This window comes from uncultured Paraglaciecola sp., from assembly GCF_913020055.1.
In the GTDB taxonomy this organism is placed as follows: Bacteria; Pseudomonadota; Gammaproteobacteria; order Enterobacterales; family Alteromonadaceae; genus Paraglaciecola.
The window spans coordinates 1-23,206 of record NZ_CAJWCF010000026.1; the positions used below are offsets into that span (position 1 = coordinate 1).

The following is a 23,206-nucleotide window of genomic DNA, read 5'->3' on the forward strand; positions in this document are numbered from 1 at the left end:
CGGCAACTATGTCAATCACTCAGCCTATAAAGCCGCAACGTATTATTCGTTTATGACCATCAATATCCAGCCTATTGGCAAAATCAGTACACCTTACAAAGAGAAATTTGCCATTCCCCGTCAGCCCGGTTTGGCCAAAAGTGCCGAAGGTAAAATTACATTTTTTGAAGGGTTTAACGATCCTAACTATTTACGTGGTATCGAACAGTTTAGTCATCTATGGCTGCTATTTCATTTTCATCAAACTGCGGATAAAGGCCACTCCCCCCTGGTGCGCCCTCCGCGCTTAGGCGGTAATAAAAAACTAGGCGTGTTTGCCACACGTAGTACCTTTAGGCCAAATGGTATAGGCATGTCTGTGGTTGAATTTGGGTCGGTGAGTTATCAAAACAATCAACTTAGTCTGATTGTGCGGGGGATAGATTTATTAGACGGCACACCGATTCTAGATATCAAACCCTATGTACCTTATGCCGATAGTATTGTGCAGGCATCGGGAGGTGTGGCCCAGCATAGTCCAGAATTAATGGAGGTGACTTTTAGCGAACAAGCCAGCAGCCAATTAAATCAGTTTGAATCGCACTATCCTAAATTAGCCGCACTGATACAAGAAGTGCTCAGCCAAGATCCCCGCCCTGCCTATCACAAAGATTCTCACTCAGATAAAACCTACGGTATGAGCCTGTACGATCTAAATATTCAATGGCAAGTGATTAACCAACAAAATGTAGTCTTGGCAATCCAATTAATTTAACCCGGTATAATACTCAATAATAGCTTTAGACATTATTGGTGTTAGAATAAGCGCCGTTTTTTCCTTTAAACCCTAGAGATTTTATTGTTCATGCGCACTAGTCAATATTTATTATCCACACAAAAAGAAACCCCAGCCGACGCAGAAGTCATTAGCCACCAGTTAATGTTACGTGCAGGTATGGTCAGAAAGTTAGCTGCGGGTTTGTACACTTGGTTACCAACAGGTTTACGTGTGCTGAATAAAGTTGCCGAAATAGTGCGCGACGAAATGAACAAAGCAGGCTCAATAGAAATATTAATGCCTGTAGTCCAGCCTGCTGATTTATGGCAAGAGTCTGGCCGTTGGGAAGAATACGGTCCTGAGTTACTGCGTATAAAAGACAGGCAATCAAGAGACTTTGTATTAGGCCCGACACACGAAGAAGTGATCACCTCGCTGGTCAAAAACGAAGTCAACAGTTACAAACAATTGCCACTTAATTTATATCAAGTACAAACCAAATTCAGAGACGAAATTCGCCCTAGATTTGGCATCATGCGTTGCCGTGAATTCACCATGAAAGATGCTTATTCTTTTCACCTTGGTCAAGACTGTTTAGAGACAACCTATCAAAACATGTACCAAGCCTACTGCAATATTTTTGAGCGTATTGGCTTAGACTTCCGCCCGGTTATTGCCGACAACGGTTCAATAGGCGGCAGTGCGTCCCATGAATTTCATGTGTTAGCTGAATCAGGTGAAGATGATATAGCCTTTAGTAACGGCTCTGATTATGCAGCTAACATTGAAATGGCCAGTGCGTTGGCACCAACCAGTAACTGCCCTGAAGGTACGCAAAACCTAGAAAAGGTGGCCACTCCCGAGCAAAAAACTATCGAAGCGGTGTCAGCGTTCTTAAACGTACCTGCAGAACAATCAGTTAAAACACTGATTGTATTGGCTGAACCAGACGAAAAAGGCAAGCAAGGATTAGTCGCATTAGTATTACGTGGCGATCACCAACTTAACGAAGTCAAAGCTGAAAAACTAACAGGTGTATTTGCCCCACTGACCATGGCAGGCGAACAACAAATACAAGACACACTGAATTGCACTATAGGCTCACTTGGGCCAGTGGGTATGTCTATCCCTGTAATTGTTGATACCAGCGCTGCGCATTTAGCTGACTTTGTTTGTGGCGCTAACGAAGAAGGGGTGCACTTCACTGGCGTAAATTGGGCAAGAGACGCAGGTGAATTTAACGTTGCTGACATTCGTAATGTAGTCGCCGGTGATGCTTCGCCAGATGGCAAAGGCACGTTAGAAATAAAGCGCGGTATTGAGGTCGGGCATATATTCCAACTTGGTGATAAATATTCGCAAGCAATGGGTTGTGGCGTGTTAGATGAAAACGGCAAAAATAAAATACTCAGCATGGGATGTTACGGTATTGGTGTTTCACGCATAGTGGCTGCCGCAATTGAACAAAACCATGATAAATATGGGATCATCTGGCCGGATGCCATCGCACCTTTTAAAGTTGCGCTAATTCCTATGAATATGCATAAATCACATCGAATAAAAGAACTCGCCGAATCGATGTATACACAATTTCAAGAAGCCGGTCTTGAAGTATTATTTGATGATCGAAAAGAACGCCCAGGCGTGATGTTCAACGACATGGAATTGGTCGGTATACCGCACACAATCGTAATAGGTGAACGTAACCTAGATGAAGGTAAAGTGGAATACAAAAATCGCCGTAGTGGTGAGAAAGAATTGATTGAAATCGACCAATTTGCTGAATTTGTTGCTAACTTATAAGCAACCAGTAGCTTTTAAAAAAGCGCCTTTATGGCGCTTTTTCATTATATAAAACAGGTTCTTAGAAATTTATACCCATACCTTTAGTAATAAGTTTATACTTAATTCAGTTTAGCTTTGGTGGTAATGTTTAGGCTCATGGATGCAACTAGTTTATTAATGAGATCATAAATGCAAGTGACCTTCTACGGTGTACGCGGCTCCTGCCCCGCTCCTGGCCCAGAATTTATTAAATATGGTGGTAATACTGCTTGTGTGCACGTCTGTTTAGACGACGGCACAGATTTCATTTTAGATGCTGGCACCGGAATAAAAAACCTCGGTCAAAAGCTGGTCAAACAAACTAACGATATCCATTTATTACTCACTCACAACCACTGGGATCATATTCAAGGTTTTCCCTTTTTTGCGCCTATCTATCAGCCCGAGCGTAATATTTTAATTACTCCAGGTCAGATTACCTTTGATGCAGATCATGCCATTTTAGAACAAATGAGTGGCAGTTACTTCCCGGTCGATTACAAAACACTGCCCTCAAATATACAAGTAGTACCGCAACCCAAAGAGGTAAATAATTGGAAAATTGGTAACGCCACTGTTAGCCGTTTAGCCATGAACCACCCCGGCAGTGGCAGTTCTTTTTGCATTGAGGCTGATGGCAAAAAAGTGACCTATATCACCGACAATGAATTATATCCTCCTTACAAAAAGAACACCGACTTTTTAGACTGGGTTGAATTTGCCCGTGATGCCGACCTCATTATTCATGATGCACAATATATGATTGCCGACATGCCCGCTAAGTCAGGCTGGGGACATTCCGTCGCCGAAGAAGCCGTCAAACTGGCCATGGGCAGCCGGGCAAAACGTATGGCATTGTACAGCCATGATCATATCCGCACCGATGAGGAAATTACCGAAATAGAAAGTCATTGCAAAGAAATCATCGAAATTGGCGGTGCAGACTTAGAGCTTTTTGCTGCAGCCGAAGGTTTAACGCTTAACTTATAGGGAACGAGGTTTTTGTCAGAGCGTAATCAATATGCGTTGTTATTATCTGGTGGTGGTGCAAGAGCCGCTTACCAACTAGGTGTACTTAAAGCCATTGCGACCTTTTTACCACGCAACCAAGGTTTACCATTTCCCATAGTTTGCGGTAATTCAGCCGGTGCAATTAACGCAACAGGTTTAGCCTGTTACGCCTCTTGTTATCATCTTGGTTTGAGAAAATTAGAATGGGTATGGAAAAACTTCAACACACGCCAAGTATACGACAGTGGTATTAGAGACGTATTCAAACATTTAACTGGCAATTTTTTGAGCAGCTTTCAATCCGAGCAAAATCAAAAAAATCCGTCCAGTTTATTAAATAATCAACCTCTGAGACAGCTGATCAGAAGCCGCTTAGATTTTCATCGTATTGATAGAAATATATTAAGTGGCCACTTACGCGCGATTACCGTCAATGCCTCTAGCTATACTAGCCATGACTCCATCAGTTTTTATCAAGGGCATGCCGATATAGAGCCTTGGGAGCGTGAACAAAGACGGGGCATACCCTGCACCTTAAACTCAGAACACTTAGTTGCTTCATCGGCTATTCCTATGCTGTTTCCCCCGGTGAAAATGATGGGTGAGTTTCTCGGCGATGGCTCGGTACACCAATTATCACCACTGAGTCCAGCGATTCATTTAGGTGCAAAAAAAATACTGATCATTGGTGTCGAACAACCAGAGAAAACCTCACGTTTTACCGACATGAACCGATTTCCCAGTAGCATCGCTATTGCAGGGCATTTACTCGATACTATTTTTGCCGACACCCTTAAAGCCGACCTTGAACGTCTAACGCGTATAAACGAAACAATCGCCCATATGACCTACAGGCAACAGCAACAAACTAATTTAAAAACCATTGATACCTTAGCCATCAACCCAACGGTTAACTTTAACGAAATGGCCGCCAAACATTTTCACCGCATGCCTTCGGGGATAAAAATCCTTCTGCGTATGATGGGCTTACACGATAAAGCCGACACTAGTTTGCTCAGTTATCTATTGTTTGAGAAAGAGTTCTGCCGAGAGTTGATTGATTTAGGTATGCAGGATGGCTTGGCTAGACAAGAAGAGTTACGTAGTTTTTTGTCAATATAGCATAGGGTTCTTTATTTTTAGAACATGTGCATCTCACACTTGTATTTATGTTGTCCGACTGACTTATTTTAGGGAGGTTATATCCAAAGGAGTGTATTTTGAAGTTTATCTTTTTTTTCATATTTTCTTTTTCTTCGGTGTTAGTTCACGCTGAAGTAGATTATAGAGTCCCATCTCGTGACTATATTAATATAAAAGGTGGCTGGAACATTTTTTATGAAGCTAGTATGGAAAGGGAAAATCCTAAGCTAGCGAAAGACTCTTTGCTTAAATTAAAAAACACCTTAAAGGTTATTGAACAAAAATCACCTTATTCTTCCTTGCGAAAACTAAAAACCTTGAAAATATTTTTGATGTGGGGCGAAGACTCCCAACATGGAGGGAAAAAAAGTGGAATGAGATTTGTTAGGAAAGGAGAAACAATTAAAAGGCTTCATTATGATAATCAATGGGAACATTCTGTAGTTATTTATAGTGCAGTAAATTTGATGTATTTAACCGATATGTGGGCAAAAAAAGCGTTAACCCACGAACTTTCACATGCTTGGCATATAATGCACTGGCCAGATAAGTATGCTGAAATAGTAAAGCCTTGGAAGAATGCTAAGTCTAAAAATTATACACTAATGTTAAAGACTACAAGAATCGTACTAAACCCGAAGCATATGCTACCAAAAACAATCTAGAATATTTCGCTGAATTATCAGCTATGTATTTTGTTGGTGGGGATTACTTTCCATATGATAGGGAAAAACTAGCTCGTTATGATCCTTCTGGAGTCGCTATGATCAAAAAACTATGGTCTGTCAGGTAATTGAATCAAGGGCTCAGGTTCGTTGAAAATCAACATGGCAGTCATATTAAATCGTTAATAATATTGGACATTATGATGTCATCAAATGCACCATGTGCGTTATGTATCTAACCATTTCAGTAACAGCTAAATACTCGTAATATTTTAATTTACAAAGCATAAGGTTCAACAATGAGCAAAATTAACGAAAAAGTCGAAGAGTTACTCGCCAAACATCCAACCCTATCGCAAGAAGAGGCAATCAAGATCGTAACTGAAAAAAATGAGCGCAAAAAGAAAAAGAGAACCGAAAAAAACAGATAGGAGTGAATCAAAAAACAGCCAATATAAAAGTCGATACCCTACGTCCAAATAAAAAGCCCTATGATCTTCCCCCTCCATAAAAAAAGCCGCTAAATTAGCGGCTTTATTAACAATATAGAGATTGAAGGGGTATAAAATCTCAGTCGTTAATCTTTAGACTCTGCTTTCACTTCGCTAGCCGGTGCAACTTCGGTCTTAGCAGGCGCTTTAGTTACAGTAGCTTTGGCTGTTGGTTTAGCAGCGGCCTTTGCTGGTGCTTTTTTAGCGGCGGCTTTTGCAGCGGGTTTAGTCGCTGTTTTAGCAGGAGCTTTAGTAGCAGTAGTTTTTGCTGCTGGTTTAGCTGCCGTTTTTGCTGTCGCTTTAGTTGCTGTAGCTTTTGCTGCTGGCTTAGCTGCTTTTTTAGCAGGCGCTTTTTTAGTGGTGGTGGCTTTTTTCTCTGCTGCTTTTTGTTGAGCGAGTTTAGCCACTACTTCAATTAGGCTATCAACACGTTGAGTTAACATATCGATTTGTTGGTCGCGGTTTTCGTTACCGAAACCAAGCTTTGCTTTTAATGCTGAAATTTTATCTTTTAACATTTTTCTGGCCTCTAATTTTTCTTGTATTTGCGTTTCAATTGATTCGCCTTTTTCTAGCAACTCGTTGACGAATTGTGAACTTTCAACAAATAGTTGGTCAATTTTGTCAGCGGCTTTTTCGCGCCCACTGTCGTAAGCACCTACGCCAACCAACCAAGTTTTATGTGCCATAGCGATCGTTTTTTTAGCAGGGTTCAAATTGATTCTCCTAATATCTTAGTTCACGCTAATTTAGCGCAAATATAAAAAACCCAACGCAACTTAGAACTTACAGCCCTAAACCAACGTTGGGTGTTGTACTAATTACTTAGCAGCTAGTTTTGCAACAGCGTCAGTCAATGCATCGATTTTTGCTGATAATTCTTCAACTCTTTGATCGGCACTTACGCTGTCTAGACCTAGTTTCTTACGTACTTCTGCTACGCGAGTTTCAACTTTGTCTTTCACTTGAAATTTGTCTTTTGCTTCAGTTTCGATTTTAGAACCTTTAACCACTAGCTCATCGAACACTTTGCTCGCTTCAACACTGATTTTTTCGTAACGGCCTTGGGCTTCATCAAAACTTTTACCGTATGCGCCTAAACCTGCAAGCCAAATTTTACGTGCAAATTCTTCAGCTTCGTTTACTTTACCTTTGATAGAATCTAATTTAGTCATGGGTCTTTCCTCGTTTAAATAAATGGGTCTGTCTGGATTGAGGACAAGATTAGAGAAACGAATTAGAAACCGCATACTAATTGAGCAATTATTTTAATTTTATTTTGAAATGAGTCTCATGTTATTGATATATAGATGATTTTTATTTTGATTTTTTTTCGAACAATCTCGACTGACAAGGGTGTCAGCCGGTTTAACACTTTTAATCTACTAACCCTTTGGGCATATTTGCTCGTAATTCTTGCCAAATTTTGCCACTTTCGATGCCATAGTCTCTGATGACCAGTGGAACGCCTTCGTAGTCGCCCTTTTCTGCAAGCTCTAACAATTGTTTGTAATAACCGCGAGTTAGGTCTCTGGAATCTTGATTAGAGAAATAATAACCTCCGATGCGCGAATACAATCCTCTAAAACCGTTCATCATTAAGACATACACTGGATTACCAGAAGCAAAGGCTAAGTCATGATTAAGTTGGTAATCACTGTGCGCAAAAATTTTGCCATCATCAGGAATATCACTATGACTTTTTAATATCTCGATAGTTTTTTCTTGTTGATTACGAATTGCGCCGCGAATAAACACCGCACTTAAATTAGTTCTTGCGGCCAATAGGTGATCAACAAGCTCTGGGATCCCCTCTTCGTCAAGTCTGGCTAAGGTTTCTAATATATTAAGACCCGACGTTTCCCAAAAATTATTAACCTTAGTCGGCTTACCATGTTGAATGGTTAACCAACCGTCTCGCGCTAAACGTTGTAATACTTCACGCAAAGTTGTACGAGTTACACCGATGAGCTCTGATAATTCACGCTCAGCTGGTAGAATTGTGCCTGGGGGGAAGCGTCCACTCCAGATAGATTCCACTATATATTCTTCAGCGAATCCTGCTGGGCTTTGTGCCTTGTATATCATCAACTACTCACTTCGTTGCTATTGTTCTTCTAATTTTTATAAACTGATTGTACCAGATGATTTTTGCTGGTAACAAGGAAACTTTGAATTGTTAACGAAGTATTGCTAAAAAGCAGATTAATTTTACCAATTTGTCTTCTAACTGTGGGATTTTGCGATTGTTTTTGGGTACAATCGATAAATCGTTGATTCAATAATTATAATATTCAGCAAGGAATTTTGCTTATGCAAATGTCAGTACCTCAAGCAGTAGCAGCCAACTTTTTGGGAAAAGCCCCAACTTGGTACAAACAGGCGATTATAGCCTTTCTTATTATTAACCCCATTCTATTCATAATTAATCCATATGTAGCGGGCTGGGCGTTAGTACTTGAATTTATTTTCACCCTTGCGATGGCATTAAAATGTTATCCACTTCAGCCCGGTGGACTGTTGCTGATGGAGGCGATGTTTATTGGCATGACCACCCCTGAGCATATGAAACATGAAATGGTGGTGAATATTGAGGTAATACTGCTATTGGTCTTTATGGTGGCCGGTATTTACTTTATGAAAGGGTTGTTACTTTATCTTTTCACCAAATTATTGATAAAGCTTGAAAACAAAATCACCTTATCCATAGCGTTTGCGGCATCCTGTGCGATTTTATCGGCGTTCTTAGATGCGTTAACAGTAGTGGCGGTGATTATTACCGTAGGTTTAGGCTTTTACTCCATCTACCACAAAGTGGCATCAGGCAAAGACTTTCATGCTGATCACGATCACTCTCACGATGGTGAAGTCCCCCACCCCAAGCGTAATGATCTAGAAGATTTTAGAGCATTTTTACGTAACCTAATGATGCACGCCGGCGTAGGTACTGCATTGGGTGGCGTAATGACTATGGTTGGTGAGCCTCAAAACCTTATTATCGCCGATAAAGCAGGTTGGGACTTTATTGAGTTCTTTATTCGTATGTCCCCTATCACTATTCCTGTATTTTTTGCCGGATTAGCCACTACCTATGTAGTAGAAAAATTTAGCCTCTTTAGTTACGGTGCGCAAATACCGCCAGTAGTTAGACAAATATTGACTGACTATGACAAAAATGTAGATGCAAACTTAACCACACAAGACAAAGCCAGATTAGCTGTTCAAGGCCTGATTGCAGTTTGGTTAGTAGTAGGTTTGGCAGGGCATTTAGCCGCTGTTGGATTAATTGGGCTGTCTATTATTGTTTTGGCGACCTCAATGAGTGGCGTGATTGACGAACACTCTATAGGCAAATCCTTTGAAGAAGCTTTACCTTTTACCGCTTTATTATGTGTATTTTTTGGCATTGTGGCAGTCATAATCGACCAAGGGTTATTTAGTCCGGTGATTAACTGGGTATTAACCTTTGAAGGTAAAACCCAATTAGTGATGTTTTATTTAGCCAATGGCCTGTTATCCATGGTCAGTGACAACGTGTTTGTTGGTTCTGTATATATCACCGAAGTAACAGCTGCACTTAATAGTGGCGTAATCACTCGCGACCAATTTGATTTGTTAGCAGTGGCGATTAATACCGGTACTAACCTGCCAAGTGTTGCTACACCTAATGGTCAAGCTGCTTTCTTATTCTTGTTAACGTCAGCTATTGCGCCACTACTTAGATTGTCATACGGCACTATGGTGTATATGGCACTGCCTTATACAGTGGTACTGACATTAGTAGGTTTAGCTGCAACATACTTCGGTTTGTATGACTTAACACAATGGTTATATGACATGCACCTAATTGAGCATCACTCTGGGGTGATACCCGGCAGTGATGTTGTTCCTCATTAGTCAAGGATAGACCATTGATAAACACGTTATCAGCGTTATCCACAAACAAACGCGCATGGGGGTTATTATTTGTCTCCGCGCTTTGTTTGGAAGTAACCGCTTTGTATTTTCAACATGCAGCGGATTTACGCCCCTGCATTATGTGCATTTATCAGCGAACAGCCGTTTTTGGCGTAATGTTCGCTGCAATGCCAGCGATGTTAGTGAATAACCTTATCACCCGATTGATTGGTTATATTGGCTGGGGAATATCGGCTATTTGGGGCTTACTGATAGCCATCGAACACGTTGATATTCAAACGGCTGCCAACCCATTTTTTGCTACTTGTGAGTTTGTGCCTAACTTCCCTAGTTGGGCTCCTTTACATGAATGGCTACCGAATATCTTTGGCGCGACAGGTGACTGTGGCGATATAAATTGGTCATTTTTTGACATGAGTATGCCGCAATGGATGATTGTGATTTTCGCCGTTTATACGACTATTTGGGTGGTGATTTTGCTCAGTCGACTATTAGTGAAACGTAGTCTGTAATCTTAAGCGAACACTAATGTGTTCGCTGTTTATTCAAGCCAACAGATGGGGGTTTGAATAAACATTAAATTTAATTGAGTTTGCTGACGTTTTTATAAAGCCAAGTAAACAAATATCACATTCTTTTGCTAAATCTATGGCTAAACTAGTTGGTGCGCCCATAGCAATAATAAACCGAATATTTACCATTGCCGCCTTTTGTACTAATTCAAAACTAGCTCTTGAACTCAACACCACCCCCCAAATAGACCCTACCTGATGATTATCAACAGCCAACATTTTTATGTTTGCACCTATCAGTTTGTCAAAAGCGTTATGTCTGCCTACGTCTTCTCGGACATCTAATATGTGTAAACCTTGGTCAAATAACGCGACACCATGACTACCACCGGTTTGAGCGAATATCCCCTGGTTGGCTGTTAAGTTTTGGGTTAACGAGCGAAGTTCAGATATTGGCAGCGAAGCAACTTGCTCTTCTGTTCGTAGGGTCTGTGGCAATTTATCTAGTAGATTTTCGATGCTTTGCTGGCCACATACGCCACAAGCCGAGTTCATGATTTCAACTCGCTGATATGCCGCAAGATCAATATTCGCCCCAACAGCTAAGTTAACTTGTACGCGGTTAGTAGGCTCGGATTTTAATCGACCCGTTCCTGTATGCACAATTGAAGTGATTTTACTGGGATCTTGAATGGCGCCGCTAGAATATAACCAACCTCTGACCAAGTTCAGATCGTCGCCTGGTGTACGCATAGTGGTTAATAATAACTCTGGTGATGCTTTGGAGTAGGAAGATAACCAGATTTCTAGAGGCTCTTCGACTACCACTAGGTCGTCACACTCAATACGCTCAGGGGATGCTCCCTGCTCGCTAGACTGAGAAACTTTAACTATTGGATATTGTGCAATTGATCGCAAGAATAAAAACTATAACAAGAAAGACTAAGGTCTAAACTACCTTAGGCGATTAGAAGGGTAAAGATGTGAACCCTAAAATAAATATCCAACCTGCAAAAAACAGCTTTAAATTTTTAGCAGAAAAATACAATACCAATTGTTTAGCTAATATCCCGCCTGCTATGGCTCCCGCACCGGCAAACAGTACCACAGGCCAATATATCGCTTGGGTAATCACTAGGTGAAAAACAATTCCGCCCCATACTGTCCAAGCGCTCAAAATAACGGCAGCAGCAATAGCGAGGGTCACATTAAAACGGCAAATAATTAAATACACCGCTACCAATTCCCCTACACCTATTGATAGCCATGCAGTAATGCCGCCACCAACCAAAGCAATAACTGGCAATGCAATATAGTCATGTTTAGCTAGCTGAGTATTAAAACTGGGGTTATTCAGCAACAACACTGTGGCAAAAATGGCTAATGCTAAGCCAATTGAAAAGATCCCAAAACCTGTATGCAAACTTGTAGGGTCGCTAAAATGCGCAAAAAATTGTGGATTAATTTGCACCATCCACAAACCCATTAGGGAAAATGGGATCGTGAGTAACAATACCCTAACCAAAGGTTGCCATTGGTTACTCTCTGGTTGATTGTGAGTTTTAACCTGTTTGTAAAAGACCCACCACGTTATGGCTCCAGCGGTCATGCCGCAACATTGGATAGCAAAACTGGTGGCCACAGAGGTAGCAGCGGAAAAATCAAGTTGATTAAAAAACGGCACAAAAACAACACCACCGCCCGCACCAGTAGCATTGGCAAAAATAGCACCTAACAAACCCAAAAAGGTGAAACCGCCGTACTCTTGTATTAAGGTTAAAGGATGTGTTTGCCAAAACAGCAAACCTAACCAAATAAGCAGCATAGATATTCGGATATGTTTGCTGGATATTTTTGAAAACATAAAAAATTCTTGGCCTAAACTGAAAAAACAAAGGCGGACTTTGCCAGAATATGACACTACAAACAAAGAAAAATTGTTATTTAAATGGTTAAACTAAAATATAAACATGACTCGGTTATTTTAACCCTGCAACCTAATCGTTCGGCCAATTGGCGGGAAAATAAACTGATCATTGGATTTATCGCAGCCTTTGTGATGATCATTGCCATTGCTTGGAGTGTGGTCGGTGTTTGGATGATTTTGCCTTTTGCCGGTTTTGAAGTGGGTCTATTGGCTTTTTTAATGTATCGGGTGTCTTATTCGACCTATCAAAAACAAATTATTACCATTGATAAAGATACGCTCTCCTTTCATGCTGGCGTTTATTACCCCAAACGTTCATGCTTGTTCATCAAAGATAAGGTGTTAGTAAAAACAATCGAACCTAAAACTGAATATGAACACACCTATATTGCTTTACATGACGGACATCAGAGCATAATAATAGGCCAATTTCTAAACCAAGCTGACAGAATTACCACCCTAGAATATTTAAAAAAGGCAAAACTACATATCCACAAAGATAAATGGTGGAAAACCCAATAATTGCGTCTGAAAATTTACTTAAGGTTACCTATGAAATCGATACTGAATATTTTAATTGGCCTTTCACTGAGCATGAGTGTTTATGCTGAAACAATCAGACTATCTGAACCTGTTGAGCAGAATACCAATAGCGAAACCTTTGGTGTGATACTTGATGAATCTTTGCCTAACTTGAGTATGGAAAACCTAGTGGTTGACTCATCGACTCACCTAACGAAACCATTCCAAGTAGAAGCTAGAATAGCCAAAGTGTGTCAAAAGAAAGGATGTTTTTTTATCGCCCAACAAGACCAGCATATCTTGCGTGTTTCGTTTCGTGATTATGGCTTTTTTATCCCAACAGACAGCAGCGGAAAAACAGTAACCCTTGCCGGAGAATTGGTACAGAAAGACCTTAGCCCAGAACAAGCGGCTCACTTTAAAGCCGACCTAAAAAGCGATACCGAAATACTCAAGCCAGGTGTGGTATATGAAATTGTGGCTGATAGTGTAAGAATTCCACGAAGCTAATAAAACAGGAGTCTGCTCCTTTTTGCTGGAGCTGTAGAATGAATAGAAGCGGTCACAGCCATCTTTTCCAGTGACCGCTTAACAAGTGTTACTTAACTTAAAACTTCAATACATTAATTTCCAAGTTATTTAACTTATTCTCAAGGCCGGTATGATAGAGCGCTTCAATCGCTTTAGCGCCAGAATAATTAGCCACTGCCACTTTGTTATTCATATGCACCGCAAAACTTTGCCACCCTTTTGCATAACGCTCTGCAAAACCAGCATGTCCCCATTCTCCAGTGCGTTTTTTCACTTGGCTAGGAGCAAAGAAAAATTCACTGTCAAGGTGACCATCAGGTTTATCTTGCTGGGCATCCACATCGGTAGAACCAATTAGAATCAACTTATCGAGGTTGTCAGCAAACTGTTTTTTTAAATTCAGCAGTAAATTTTTGTTACCTGCAAAATCCAATACCCAGCTCGCCTTGTCTTTTCCTAGCTGAGCAATGTCGTCATAACTAATGACTTGGTCGTAACAGTCTAGGTCTTGGGTAAAGGCTTTATTGCTTGCCGAAGTTAGGCCAACCACTTGATAATCTAAACCTCGTTCGGCTTTATGTTTCATCAACAGATGCGCCGCGCCATAAGCGGTTTTACTCGACGCACTGGTTAGTATCACTTGCTTAATTGGTTGCTGCGCAGCCACTAACCCTTCACCAACAAAATCATCTAATACAAAAGACGTCATAAACAATGGGCGGTAATTGAGTTGCCATGATTCTCGATCAGCTTGGTAACCGGGGTCGGTGGCACAACGCACATAGTTATCATATACAGGAGAAATGCTTTTGCGTTTTTCACTGATATCAAAAAAGTGAGTGGGTGACATCTTGCCTGCTTTGATCACTAAATGACTTGCCATAGGCAAATAACCAAATACTTTCTCACCTACTTTTACATCAGCATGATTTGACTCAAGCACAGTGGCAAAACCCCACATGGGTACAATTCCCCAAGTGTCATCCGCGGGGAAAAAACCCCAGTACCCCATTTTATCGCCGAAAACTGAATAGGTAACATTATTCGCAGAAAAACCAAAAGTATCGATTTTAAGCAACACATCATCTGCGTCTAATTGTTTGCTATCTATACTTTTCTCAACAATTTTGGTGTTCGCCACATTGGATTTTTCAATCCAGATTTCGGTGACATTATGTACTTCGCTCATTTAGTTTCGCCCTAAAGTGAATTTATTCTGATAGATTGAGTATAAGTATTTAATCCGTTATCACGGCATCACAAATTTGAATGCGGTGAAATAAACCAAGATGATTAGCTCAGAGGCAAAGCAACCATGAAAGACACTCACCCTAAGTTTGATATTGTAATATTTGGTGCCACCAGCTTTGTGGGTCAAATATTAACACGATACATGCTTGCGCAGTTTCCCATTGAAGGCGAATTAAAGTGGGCTATAGCAGGACGTTCACAAAACAAACTAAATGAATTAAAGCAGTCTTTAGGCATAGCCGGAGAACCTCTTGACATTTTAGTCGCCGATTCAGCAGACGAAAATAGCTTGCACGAGCTATGTAGTGCTACCCGAGTGGTTATTTCGACGGTGGGACCTTACGCACTGTATGGTGAACCTTTGGTAAAAACCTGTGTGGCTTTAGGCACTGATTACTGCGATTTAACCGGCGAAGTGCAGTGGATAGCCAAAATGTTAGAAGGATACGAAGACCAAGCTAAAACAACTGGTGCGCGCATTGTTAACAGTTGTGGCTTCGACTCTTTGCCCTCTGACTTGGGTGTGTACTTTTTACAGCAACATGCCAAACAAAAATTTGGCGAGCCATGCAGTAGTATCAAAATGCGAGTCAAAAAAATGAAAGGTGCTGCGTCGGGTGGCACAGTTGCCAGCATGACTAATATATTTAAAGAGGTTGCGAGTAACCCTGCCCTACGCAAACTGTTGGCGAACCCCTATGCGATTTGTCCGCCTGACCATGGCAATAAAGTGCGCCAAGACAACATGAACCGGCCTCAATATGACAATGACTTTAACAGCTGGCTAGCGCCTTTTGTGATGGCTGTTATTAACACCCGCATAGTACATAGAAGTAATGCCTTAGTTGAAGGTGGCTACAGCCCACATTTTGAATACAACGAAGCAATGTTAACCGGTAAAGGGCTCATGGGCGGTGGTTTGGCAGCCGGTGTAGGTTTTGGATTAGGTGGTTTTGCCATGGCGGCGGTGATCCCCCCTACCCGCTGGGCAATGGAAAAATTTATTTTACCTAAACCCGGTGAAGGCCCAAGCCAAGATGCCCAAGAAAAAGGGTTTTACGACTTACGTTTTTACGGCACAACCGATAGTGGTCAAGAAATTCGCTGTAAAGTCACAGGCGATCAAGATCCAGGTTATGGCTCTACCGCTAAAATGTTAGGCCAAGCCGCAGCCTGTTTGGCGCAAGATATCAGCAAAGAGAATACACCCGGTGGATTTTGGACTCCCGCCAGTATCTTTGGCAATCAATTAATCACACGTTTAGAGAATCATGCTGGTTTAACATTTGAGATTATTGATTAATAACCTCAGAGTTTTCTTCACGACAAGCTTTTTGTGGCCTGTCTTTTTGAGGCCGATGCTTGTGTGTCGGCCAATTTGATTTGGTTTAGGATATACTTTATACAGTAAACCAATTTCATATGTGGAATCTCTGTTTTAGGCATTCCTGGCAACAACTATTTGTAATACAAGGAACTCACCTAGTTGCAAAATAGAATTTCAAGCGAAACATGGATAAAACTGTAATAATAGTAGTTATGTTTTAGTAAACTTTTTTGCAATATTTGGAATGCAATTGAATCATACAGGTTACATTAATCTAATTTTTATTAGCGTTATAAGCACGATACTTCTGAGTTTTTCAGCCTTTGCGTTGACTATTGGTGTCGTTCACGACAATGCAGCAGAGCGTTATAATTTTTTTGAAATTAAAAATAGCTTTCATGCACTGTACCCCGATATTCCAATTGAGTTTATTGGCTTACCTTCGGCAAAATATAAACTGCAAGTGAATGACTGGTTAACCAGTGAAACGGGTCCTGACGTGCTTTTTTGGTATGGTGGTATGCGTTTAAAGCAATTTATCCGTCAAGGTTATATAGAGAATTTGGACGGGCTTTCAACAGAACTCAACTGGCAACAAAACTTTTCCTCAACCGCGCTACAAACGGCAAAATACAAAGATTCGATCTACGCCATTCCTGTTTCTTATTATCAATGGGGTATTTATTACAACAAAAAAATACTCAAGCAATTTAACATTGCACCACCAAGTAATTGGAAGGATTTTCTCGCCGCTTGTAAAGCCCTGAAAAACGGTCGATTTGAACCTATTGCACTAGGCAGTGCTGAACCTTGGGTCTTAGCGGCATGGTTTGACTATCTTAATTTGCGATTGAATGGACTCGATTTCCATCAAAATTTATTGATTGGAGACATCCCCTTTACTGACCAACGGGTTATTAAGGTATTCGAGTATTGGGCTGAGTTAATAAACAAAAAATATTTTTTATCAGGTCATCAACGACTGAATAGAAATGAGGCTATGCCTTATTTGTTTAGAGACTTATCAGCTTTTATCCTGAATGGTAATTCCCTTTCGAATAGGATACCGGCTAATCTTGAACAAAATATTGGGTTTATGCCTTTTCCTGAAATTGCTCCTGAACATGCCGGTTATGAAGACGCACCTATGGATGTGTTTTTTGTTAGAGCAAGCAGTAAAAATAAGAAAGATGCAAAAACCTTCATAACCTATTTATCACAAGCTGATGTGCAAACTAAATACAATAAGTACGCGGCTGGCTATCCTCCAAATATAGCTAGTAGCATATCCGAAAATCTATTTAGTAAAGCTGGATTACAGTTATTACAAAATGCCAAAGGTTTAGCGCAATTTTTTGATCGAGATTCGGAGTCTGATTTTTCAGAACCGGCTTTGGCAGTCTTCGCAGAATTTATGAAAAATCCAAACATAGAAGTAACAGTGGCAAAACTAGAGCAACTTAGACAATCCAAATTGTTAGATAAATAACCTTATCTTTACAGCATCAATTTTGTGCCATCACTAAGTATTTGATAATACTCTTCATCTTCAATGAGTAATCCTTCAGAGCTTCTTGGAGGAAAATGAGACTCCTAGTCATTAGGGTGTTTCACATCGATTGCGAACACTTTCCCTTGGTACCGCTTGTTCACTGACCATTGTATGGTGTGACCCACTACCACTGCTTTTGCAGAAAAATGGTTCAAGCCTTTTTCTACTTCTTTTTGACTTAGATTATCTTTGAAATAACCGCGATACCAAGCGGGGCCGGTTTTTGAAGAAACCAAAAACGCCTCGTTGTCGCTATCTCGTTTTGTATAATATGGTTTTCTATAATTGCTGCGAATAATTTGATTTATTTCTTCAAGGCTATAATTAAACTCGCTAATTTTGGGGTGTATACCACCATGTACAAACAAATGGTCATTAATGCGTTCAAGGATATTTTTACTGGCCATCCAACGGCCTAAAAACGACTCTTTACTGTATAAATCAGATTGTGTTTTATCGATAATAGATGCCACATAAAGATACTTTTCAGATGCACTGTAGAAGTTATTTTGCATGTTTTTAATTTCGTGGTTACCAATGATGAAATGTACATTACCTCCATGCTTTTTGGCATCTTGCTCCATTTTGTAGATGAACCACAGCACTTGGGTGACAGAGTTACCACGATCAACAAAGTCCCCCACTAAAACCAAATGCCCTTGGCCAAAAGTCCAATTTAATTTTTCATCGATTACATCATGGGTTATCAAAAAGTCGCGAAAAGTTTTATAAGCACTTTCGATATCTGAAATAGCCAAGATAGGATTTTTATCGGTATAAATTGATGGTGGTGTTTCAATGAAGGCATTCACTTCAAAATCAATATCCTGCTGTTCTAAAGCGAAATAAGCCTTAACTGGAATATCACTACCCAATGGATAATGACTTTGATCGTTATAAAAGCCTTCAGGTTTACCACCTCGAACATAATTAACCACCAGCTGGTTGTCTTCAAAAAAGATATGCGGCCCTTCTTTATCAAGTTTATAGGCCAATCTATCTTCATTAAAATGCGCTTCTGCGCCATGGTAAATACCCAATGCAACAACCAATACAAACACAATACTAAAAGTAATGAAAAAGTGTTTGAGGTTAGTTTTCAAAATCTTAAACATATCAATCAACTCCCTAATTCAGGCCGAACAAATTTACATCTCTACAATTGAGCAGAAATGAAAGGTACTATTTGATAAATAGATTTTTAGTTATTGAATACTTTGTTTAAGCACGCGTAACACGCTCTTAGTTAACTGAGCGATACCGACTCCAAGACCAATAGCGATGGGGCTCAACCAATAACCCAATAACTCTGCCGAATCAGGATAGACGTGTTCAGAAAATGTAATCATGATGCTATTGCCTTGCGCTGCTGACCACACGCCAATCTCACCCGGCATAAAGAGTTTTGCAAGACCAATGGTTATCAATAAAACTGATATTCCAAACCCTAAAAACCCCATGGAATAATAAAGTGTATTTGTAGCGCCTTTTTTAACGTTTTGAATCGCTTTAAACCCTATTGGAGGAGGCGTGCCCTTTAATAAATGTTCGACATATTGATTTGCCAGTTCCCGTGGCTCGCCAAACCCATCTAGAATTTCCTGTGGGTCACTCAAGCGTCCACTATTTTCTTGAATTTCAAGGGCATCAAGAATGTGACTTTCAATCTCACGAATGACTTCTTGGGCGTCAGACTTATCCAATCTAGATAAGTATTTAGATAAATTTTTCAAATATTGATGAATTAACTCACGATCTGGCATGTCATTCTCCTTTAGGATGAGTAGTCTGTGGATTTGAGTTTTGTATAAGGTGTTCGATATCTTCAACAGATTGACGCCAACGATTAGTTAATGCTTCAAGCTTAATCAAACCTTGCTGGGTTAGTTGATAGTATTTCCTTGGTCTTGAATCACCTTCTTGACGCCAAAATGCATTCACCAATTCATCGCGTTTTAGACGATCCATCAAGGGATAAAGCGTACCTTCAGTGATCTTCATTGTTTCAAATGAGTGCAATAACTTCAGCAACTCCAAACCATATAACGTACGTTCTTTTAACGCCGCCAAGATGACCAACTCCAACGTGCCTTTTCGAAGTTGTACATCCCATTTCTCATTCAAGCTTTGTTGTTTTGTCATCATTTAACCTATGTTGTACACTGTTACTATGCAGTACATAGCAACAATGTACAACATAGGTTGGTAGAAGCGCAAGTTTTAAATGATGTTAGTGACAAAGAAGAATTGAGCCACTATTGGTTTTGCTAAGAGTAACATTCACAAAAAACAAAAGTGTTAAAGCGAATGAAAACCCCACGTTATTGAACGTTGCAAGGAGATTAATGATTTTTTATTGAAATTAAACTAATTACAAATGAAGTTATGAATTTGCTACTAAGGCTTTGATGGTTGATTTATATACAAAAAGTTATTCACGTACTAATAAGTAAGCAAAAAAAAGGAGGAAGTTACCTTCCTCCTCCTTTGCTAGGTTTTTATGAAATCAAACTCTACAGAGTAAATTTCACTGATGTTTGTAGGTAGCTTGAGTCAAGATCCAAACCACCGTCATCAACTACGTATTTACCAAATTCTAAACCAATTATCATCTTAGGCGTGTACTGTCTGATGAGGTTAACTGCGTAATGAGAACGATCATGTCCAAGTATATCGGTTTCACCGTTACCGTAGAAAATTGTGCTGCGATATTCATCACTCCACACTCTTCTATATCCAACATACCAAGCAGTTGTATCTTCTACTTTTGTTTTACCATCAACAGGGTCAACAACAATATCTGTCGCCAAAGTGGTACCCACATAACGACCCGACTCACCTAGAGTCATCTGAAAACGGATATCATCTTTGCCTACAGCGTTAATTTTACCTGACAAGCTAAATGCTAAGGCAGTATCATCAATGCCACCTTGGTCAACTTTTCTCAATAAACCAGCGGCACTGACCTGTCCCCAATCACCCTTCATATTGTATCTGGCAACAAAATCTGGAATTTTACTGTCTGGATCATTATTAGCGCCAGTTACACCAACATTACCAGAACCACCAGTATCACCGTCTCCGTATGTTTGCGCATTTTCAAGAGCAAATTGCCAATTGCCAACGGTATAACGTATTTGTACTTGTCGAATAAACCCTTCAGCAACATGTGGCCCACCGAAGTCCAAAGACTCAAGCAAAGCAGCTAGTGGCATAAAGGTTGACCATGTTTGACCAACTAACCAGTTTTTGTTTTTAACGAAGGCATGACGTAAACGCGGATTGACCGAGTTACTGATAATTTCGTTACCACCACCACCATAAAAATCCATTTCAATAAAGCCGGTCCATTCTCCGTGTGTATAAGTGGTATTAAAACGGGTTTCTTTTATGTTTAAACCCAATTTGGAGGTATCTACCGCACCTGGGTTATTACCTATCCAATAATCCTGGTAATTCAAATCTCCGCTGACATATCGTGCGTCAGCTTTTAAATAACCACCAAACTTCATCTTGTCGCCATTTTTGAAGTCTATTTCAAATGCATCTGCGTTTGCTGCAGTACTCATAAGGCTTGCGCCGGCTAACAAAGCACAAACAGCTGTCGTTTTCTTTATAGTTTTATTCATGTGTGTAACCCCAGTGTGTAAAGATTATGTTAACTTTGAACCAGAATTGTAAAACTGCATATAAGCTTATGGTCTATAAGACCAAGGTCGTATAAGAATGAAGAACAAATTATTCAGATTAAGACCAAAGTCTTATTTCTAAGTTTTTGTAGAAGAATAGAGTACCCGATTAAGGTTTTTACAGTATATGGAGTATCGACGTGTTAAAGAAAATATATCCGGTGCCTGAACAGGCAAAACAAAATAGCCATTTAACTGAGCAAGCTTATCATGAAATGTATAAGCAGTCGGTTGAGTCACCTGACGCATTTTGGTCCGGACAAGCCAAAAGATTAGATTGGTATAAAACTCCCACACTGATTAAAAACACTTCCTTTGACCAAGACGATTTGCATATTAAGTGGTTCGAGGACGGTGAATTGAACGTCTCTTACAATTGCATCGACCGCCACCTTGCTGAGCGGGCTAACGTTACAGCACTTATCTGGGAAGGAGACGATCCTGAAACTCACGATATAATAAGTTATCAGCGTTTACACGATGAAGTGGCAAAACTGGCTAATGGCTTGAAGAAACTTGGGGTTACCAAGGGAGATAGGGTCGCAATTTATATGCCTATGGTGCCACAAGCTGCCTATGCCATGCTTGCTTGTGCACGAATTGGTGCTGTGCATTCAGTTATTTTTGGCGGTTTTTCACCAAATGCTATTGCTGACCGCATCGAAAACTGCGGGGCGAAAGTCATAATTACCGCAGATGCTGGTTTACGCGCAGGTAAAACGGTGCCGCTAAAAGAAAATGTTGATATCGCTTTGGCTGAACATGAATGCGCTACGTTGGAACAAGTGGTCGTGTTAAAGCATACTGGTGCAGATGTCGACTGGAATACGAAAGATGTATGGTGGCATGAGCTAGTTGCTGATTGCCCAGCCGTATGTGAACCTGAAGTCATGAACGCAGAAGACCCCTTGTTTATCCTATATACCTCAGGTTCAACAGGTCAACCTAAGGGAGTGGTGCATACCACAGGCGGCTATTTGTTATATGTAGCCATGACTCACGAACAAGTTTTCGATTATCAACAAGGAGAAATATACTGGTGCGCAGCAGATGTTGGATGGGTGACAGGTCACAGTTATATGATCTACGGTCCTCTAGCGAATGGTGCCACGACTGTATTATTTGAGGGCGTGCCGACCTACCCAGATGTACGCCGTATCGGGCAAATAGTAGACAAACACAAAATTAATATTTTATATACAGCGCCTACCGCGATCCGCGCATTGATGGCCCAAGGTGATCGCGCTGTGGAAGGTATGAGCGGAGAATCTCTACGTTTACTCGGCTCGGTAGGTGAGCCCATTAATCCCGAAGCATGGCACTGGTATCACAGCAAGATGGGTAAAGGTCTCTGCCCTATCGTAGATACTTGGTGGCAAACTGAAACCGGCGGCTTGATGATTTCTCCTTTGCCAAGCATTACCCCATTGAAACCCGGCTCTGCTACGCGTCCTTTATTTGGTATTCAACCAGCATTAGTGGATAGTGAAGGTGTTGAACTAGAAGGGGCAACAGATGGTAATTTGATTATAAAAGACAGCTGGCCGGGTCAGGCGAGAACAGTTTATGGTGACCATGAACGTTTCATTCAAACTTATTTCTCTACCTACAAAGGTCATTATTTTACAGGTGACGGAGCAAGGCGAGATGAAGATGGATATTATTGGATAACTGGCCGCGTAGATGATGTTTTGAATGTATCAGGTCATCGACTTGGTACAGCAGAAATTGAAAGTGCGCTAGTATCGCACCCAGCAATAGCTGAAGCGGCGGTTGTGGGCTATCCCCATGATATAAAAGGACAAGGGATCTATGTCTACGTGACCCCCGTCGAAGGGACCGTCAGTGATGATGCCCTAACGCTTGAGATACGAAATTGGGTTCGTAAAGAGCTAAGCCCTATTGCCACACCCGATTTAATCCAATGGACAAATGGTTTGCCAAAAACGCGTTCGGGGAAAATCATGCGCAGAATATTACGTAAAATTGCTGCCAACGAATATGAACAATTAGGTGACACATCTACATTGGCAGACCCTTCAGTTGTTGATACACTTATTGACCAAAGGTTAAATAGATAACAACT

Annotated in this window: 23 protein-coding genes; 13 read left to right on the forward strand and 10 right to left on the reverse strand. The window is 40.6% G+C overall.

Translation table 11 applies throughout. The annotated features are described in order from the left end of the window. Nucleotides 1-52 precede the first annotated feature (52 nt). The 6 genes from tsaA (at nt 53) to QZ488_RS07590 (ending at nt 5,831) form a co-directional block, all read left to right on the forward strand. Nucleotides 53-754, forward strand: coding sequence for a tRNA (N6-threonylcarbamoyladenosine(37)-N6)-methyltransferase TrmO (tsaA, locus tag QZ488_RS07565; protein ID WP_293747266.1), 702 nt, complete (start codon nt 53-55; stop codon nt 752-754). A 90-nt stretch (nt 755-844) separates the two neighbouring features. Next, nucleotides 845-2,560, forward strand: coding sequence for a proline--tRNA ligase (locus tag QZ488_RS07570; protein ID WP_293747230.1), 1,716 nt, complete (start codon nt 845-847; stop codon nt 2,558-2,560). 171 nt (nt 2,561-2,731) lie between these two features. Next, nucleotides 2,732-3,571 (forward strand): MBL fold metallo-hydrolase, encoded by an 840-nt coding sequence (locus QZ488_RS07575; protein WP_293747231.1) that lies wholly within the window; start codon nt 2,732-2,734, stop codon nt 3,569-3,571. Between the two features lie 12 nt (nt 3,572-3,583). Continuing rightward, nucleotides 3,584-4,714 carry a patatin-like phospholipase family protein gene (locus tag QZ488_RS07580; protein ID WP_293747232.1) on the forward strand — a complete coding sequence of 377 codons (1,131 nt, stop codon included), beginning with the start codon at nt 3,584-3,586 and terminating at the stop codon, nt 4,712-4,714. Between the two features lie 98 nt (nt 4,715-4,812). Continuing rightward, on the forward strand, nt 4,813-5,400 hold the full coding sequence (locus tag QZ488_RS07585; protein WP_293747233.1) for a hypothetical protein: 588 nt from the start codon (nt 4,813-4,815) through the stop codon (nt 5,398-5,400). 299 nt (nt 5,401-5,699) lie between these two features. Further along, entirely contained in the window at nt 5,700-5,831 is a 132-nt protein-coding gene (locus QZ488_RS07590) for a hypothetical protein (RefSeq protein ID WP_293747234.1), read from the forward strand. 146 nt (nt 5,832-5,977) lie between these two features. On the opposite strand, the gene QZ488_RS07595 is transcribed toward QZ488_RS07590, so the two are convergent. From QZ488_RS07595 to fadR, 3 genes are all read right to left on the reverse strand, one after another. Beyond that, nucleotides 5,978-6,607 (reverse strand): hypothetical protein, encoded by a 630-nt coding sequence (locus QZ488_RS07595; protein WP_293747235.1) that lies wholly within the window; start codon nt 6,605-6,607, stop codon nt 5,978-5,980. A gap of 105 nt (nt 6,608-6,712) precedes the next feature. Next, entirely contained in the window at nt 6,713-7,066 is a 354-nt protein-coding gene (locus tag QZ488_RS07600; protein WP_293747236.1) for a phasin family protein, read from the reverse strand. Nucleotides 7,067-7,268: 202 nt separating this feature from the next. Further along, entirely contained in the window at nt 7,269-7,979 is a 711-nt protein-coding gene (gene fadR / locus QZ488_RS07605; RefSeq protein WP_293747268.1) for a fatty acid metabolism transcriptional regulator FadR, read from the reverse strand. A gap of 225 nt (nt 7,980-8,204) precedes the next feature. Between fadR and nhaB the strand changes: the two genes are divergently transcribed. Both nhaB and dsbB read left to right on the forward strand, forming a co-directional pair. After that, the gene (gene nhaB, locus QZ488_RS07610; RefSeq protein ID WP_293747237.1) at nt 8,205-9,788 is read left to right on the forward strand and encodes a sodium/proton antiporter NhaB; all 1,584 of its coding nucleotides are present in this window, start codon (nt 8,205-8,207) and stop codon (nt 9,786-9,788) included. A 17-nt stretch (nt 9,789-9,805) separates the two neighbouring features. Beyond that, entirely contained in the window at nt 9,806-10,321 is a 516-nt protein-coding gene (dsbB, locus tag QZ488_RS07615; protein WP_293747270.1) for a disulfide bond formation protein DsbB, read from the forward strand. A 33-nt stretch (nt 10,322-10,354) separates the two neighbouring features. On the opposite strand, the gene QZ488_RS07620 is transcribed toward dsbB, so the two are convergent. Together QZ488_RS07620 and QZ488_RS07625 are read right to left on the reverse strand one after the other, a co-directional pair. After that, nucleotides 10,355-11,239 carry a formate dehydrogenase accessory sulfurtransferase FdhD gene (locus QZ488_RS07620; protein WP_293747238.1) on the reverse strand — a complete coding sequence of 295 codons (885 nt, stop codon included), beginning with the start codon at nt 11,237-11,239 and terminating at the stop codon, nt 10,355-10,357. 49 nt (nt 11,240-11,288) lie between these two features. Further along, a complete protein-coding gene (locus tag QZ488_RS07625; protein WP_293747239.1) occupies nt 11,289-12,185 on the reverse strand; it encodes a sulfite exporter TauE/SafE family protein in 897 nt (298 codons plus the stop codon). A gap of 84 nt (nt 12,186-12,269) precedes the next feature. Between QZ488_RS07625 and QZ488_RS07630 the strand changes: the two genes are divergently transcribed. Both QZ488_RS07630 and QZ488_RS07635 read left to right on the forward strand, forming a co-directional pair. Continuing rightward, complete coding sequence (locus QZ488_RS07630; protein WP_293747240.1) at nt 12,270-12,770, forward strand: DUF2244 domain-containing protein; 501 nt, start codon at nt 12,270-12,272, stop codon at nt 12,768-12,770. A gap of 30 nt (nt 12,771-12,800) precedes the next feature. Continuing rightward, on the forward strand, nt 12,801-13,280 hold the full coding sequence (locus tag QZ488_RS07635; protein WP_293747241.1) for a DUF4920 domain-containing protein: 480 nt from the start codon (nt 12,801-12,803) through the stop codon (nt 13,278-13,280). Between the two features lie 97 nt (nt 13,281-13,377). Here QZ488_RS07635 and QZ488_RS07640 read toward each other — a convergent pair whose 3' ends face one another. Continuing rightward, the gene (locus QZ488_RS07640; protein ID WP_293747242.1) at nt 13,378-14,490 is read right to left on the reverse strand and encodes a DUF2855 family protein; all 1,113 of its coding nucleotides are present in this window, start codon (nt 14,488-14,490) and stop codon (nt 13,378-13,380) included. A 126-nt stretch (nt 14,491-14,616) separates the two neighbouring features. Between QZ488_RS07640 and QZ488_RS07645 the strand changes: the two genes are divergently transcribed. Continuing rightward, a complete protein-coding gene (locus QZ488_RS07645) occupies nt 14,617-15,855 on the forward strand; it encodes a saccharopine dehydrogenase NADP-binding domain-containing protein (protein WP_293747243.1) in 1,239 nt (412 codons plus the stop codon). Between the two features lie 274 nt (nt 15,856-16,129). Continuing rightward, the gene (locus tag QZ488_RS07650) at nt 16,130-17,368 is read left to right on the forward strand and encodes an ABC transporter substrate-binding protein (protein WP_293747244.1); all 1,239 of its coding nucleotides are present in this window, start codon (nt 16,130-16,132) and stop codon (nt 17,366-17,368) included. Between the two features lie 104 nt (nt 17,369-17,472). Here the strand turns inward: QZ488_RS07650 and QZ488_RS07655 are convergent, their stop codons facing one another. The 4 genes from QZ488_RS07655 to QZ488_RS07670 form a co-directional block, all read right to left on the reverse strand. Further along, a complete protein-coding gene (locus tag QZ488_RS07655) occupies nt 17,473-18,546 on the reverse strand; it encodes a metallophosphoesterase (protein ID WP_293747245.1) in 1,074 nt (357 codons plus the stop codon). A gap of 90 nt (nt 18,547-18,636) precedes the next feature. Continuing rightward, nucleotides 18,637-19,194 (reverse strand): hypothetical protein, encoded by a 558-nt coding sequence (locus QZ488_RS07660; RefSeq protein WP_293747246.1) that lies wholly within the window; start codon nt 19,192-19,194, stop codon nt 18,637-18,639. Between the two features lies 1 nt (nt 19,195). Next, complete coding sequence (locus tag QZ488_RS07665; protein WP_293747247.1) at nt 19,196-19,573, reverse strand: PadR family transcriptional regulator; 378 nt, start codon at nt 19,571-19,573, stop codon at nt 19,196-19,198. A gap of 371 nt (nt 19,574-19,944) precedes the next feature. Then, complete coding sequence (locus tag QZ488_RS07670) at nt 19,945-21,060, reverse strand: DcaP family trimeric outer membrane transporter (protein WP_293747248.1); 1,116 nt, start codon at nt 21,058-21,060, stop codon at nt 19,945-19,947. A gap of 200 nt (nt 21,061-21,260) precedes the next feature. Between QZ488_RS07670 and acs the strand changes: the two genes are divergently transcribed. Further along, nucleotides 21,261-23,201 carry an acetate--CoA ligase gene (acs, locus tag QZ488_RS07675; RefSeq protein WP_293747249.1) on the forward strand — a complete coding sequence of 647 codons (1,941 nt, stop codon included), beginning with the start codon at nt 21,261-21,263 and terminating at the stop codon, nt 23,199-23,201. Nucleotides 23,202-23,206 lie beyond the last annotated feature (5 nt).

Coding starts and splice junctions, on each gene's coding strand:
- QZ488_RS07625 (WP_293747239.1), bottom strand. CDS start 12,185: ATGTTTTCAAAAATATCCAGCAAACATATCCGAATATCTATGCTGCTT.
- QZ488_RS07630 (WP_293747240.1), top strand. CDS start 12,270: ATGGTTAAACTAAAATATAAACATGACTCGGTTATTTTAACCCTGCAA.
- fadR (WP_293747268.1), bottom strand. CDS start 7,979: ATGATATACAAGGCACAAAGCCCAGCAGGATTCGCTGAAGAATATATA.
- QZ488_RS07600 (WP_293747236.1), bottom strand. CDS start 7,066: ATGACTAAATTAGATTCTATCAAAGGTAAAGTAAACGAAGCTGAAGAA.
- nhaB (WP_293747237.1), top strand. CDS start 8,205: ATGCAAATGTCAGTACCTCAAGCAGTAGCAGCCAACTTTTTGGGAAAA.
- QZ488_RS07640 (WP_293747242.1), bottom strand. CDS start 14,490: ATGAGCGAAGTACATAATGTCACCGAAATCTGGATTGAAAAATCCAAT.
- QZ488_RS07655 (WP_293747245.1), bottom strand. CDS start 18,546: ATGTTTAAGATTTTGAAAACTAACCTCAAACACTTTTTCATTACTTTT.
- QZ488_RS07635 (WP_293747241.1), top strand. CDS start 12,801: ATGAAATCGATACTGAATATTTTAATTGGCCTTTCACTGAGCATGAGT.
- QZ488_RS07660 (WP_293747246.1), bottom strand. CDS start 19,194: ATGCCAGATCGTGAGTTAATTCATCAATATTTGAAAAATTTATCTAAA.
- QZ488_RS07670 (WP_293747248.1), bottom strand. CDS start 21,060: ATGAATAAAACTATAAAGAAAACGACAGCTGTTTGTGCTTTGTTAGCC.
- QZ488_RS07645 (WP_293747243.1), top strand. CDS start 14,617: ATGAAAGACACTCACCCTAAGTTTGATATTGTAATATTTGGTGCCACC.
- QZ488_RS07665 (WP_293747247.1), bottom strand. CDS start 19,573: ATGACAAAACAACAAAGCTTGAATGAGAAATGGGATGTACAACTTCGA.
- QZ488_RS07575 (WP_293747231.1), top strand. CDS start 2,732: ATGCAAGTGACCTTCTACGGTGTACGCGGCTCCTGCCCCGCTCCTGGC.
- QZ488_RS07570 (WP_293747230.1), top strand. CDS start 845: ATGCGCACTAGTCAATATTTATTATCCACACAAAAAGAAACCCCAGCC.
- tsaA (WP_293747266.1), top strand. CDS start 53: ATGACCATCAATATCCAGCCTATTGGCAAAATCAGTACACCTTACAAA.
- QZ488_RS07590 (WP_293747234.1), top strand. CDS start 5,700: ATGAGCAAAATTAACGAAAAAGTCGAAGAGTTACTCGCCAAACATCCA.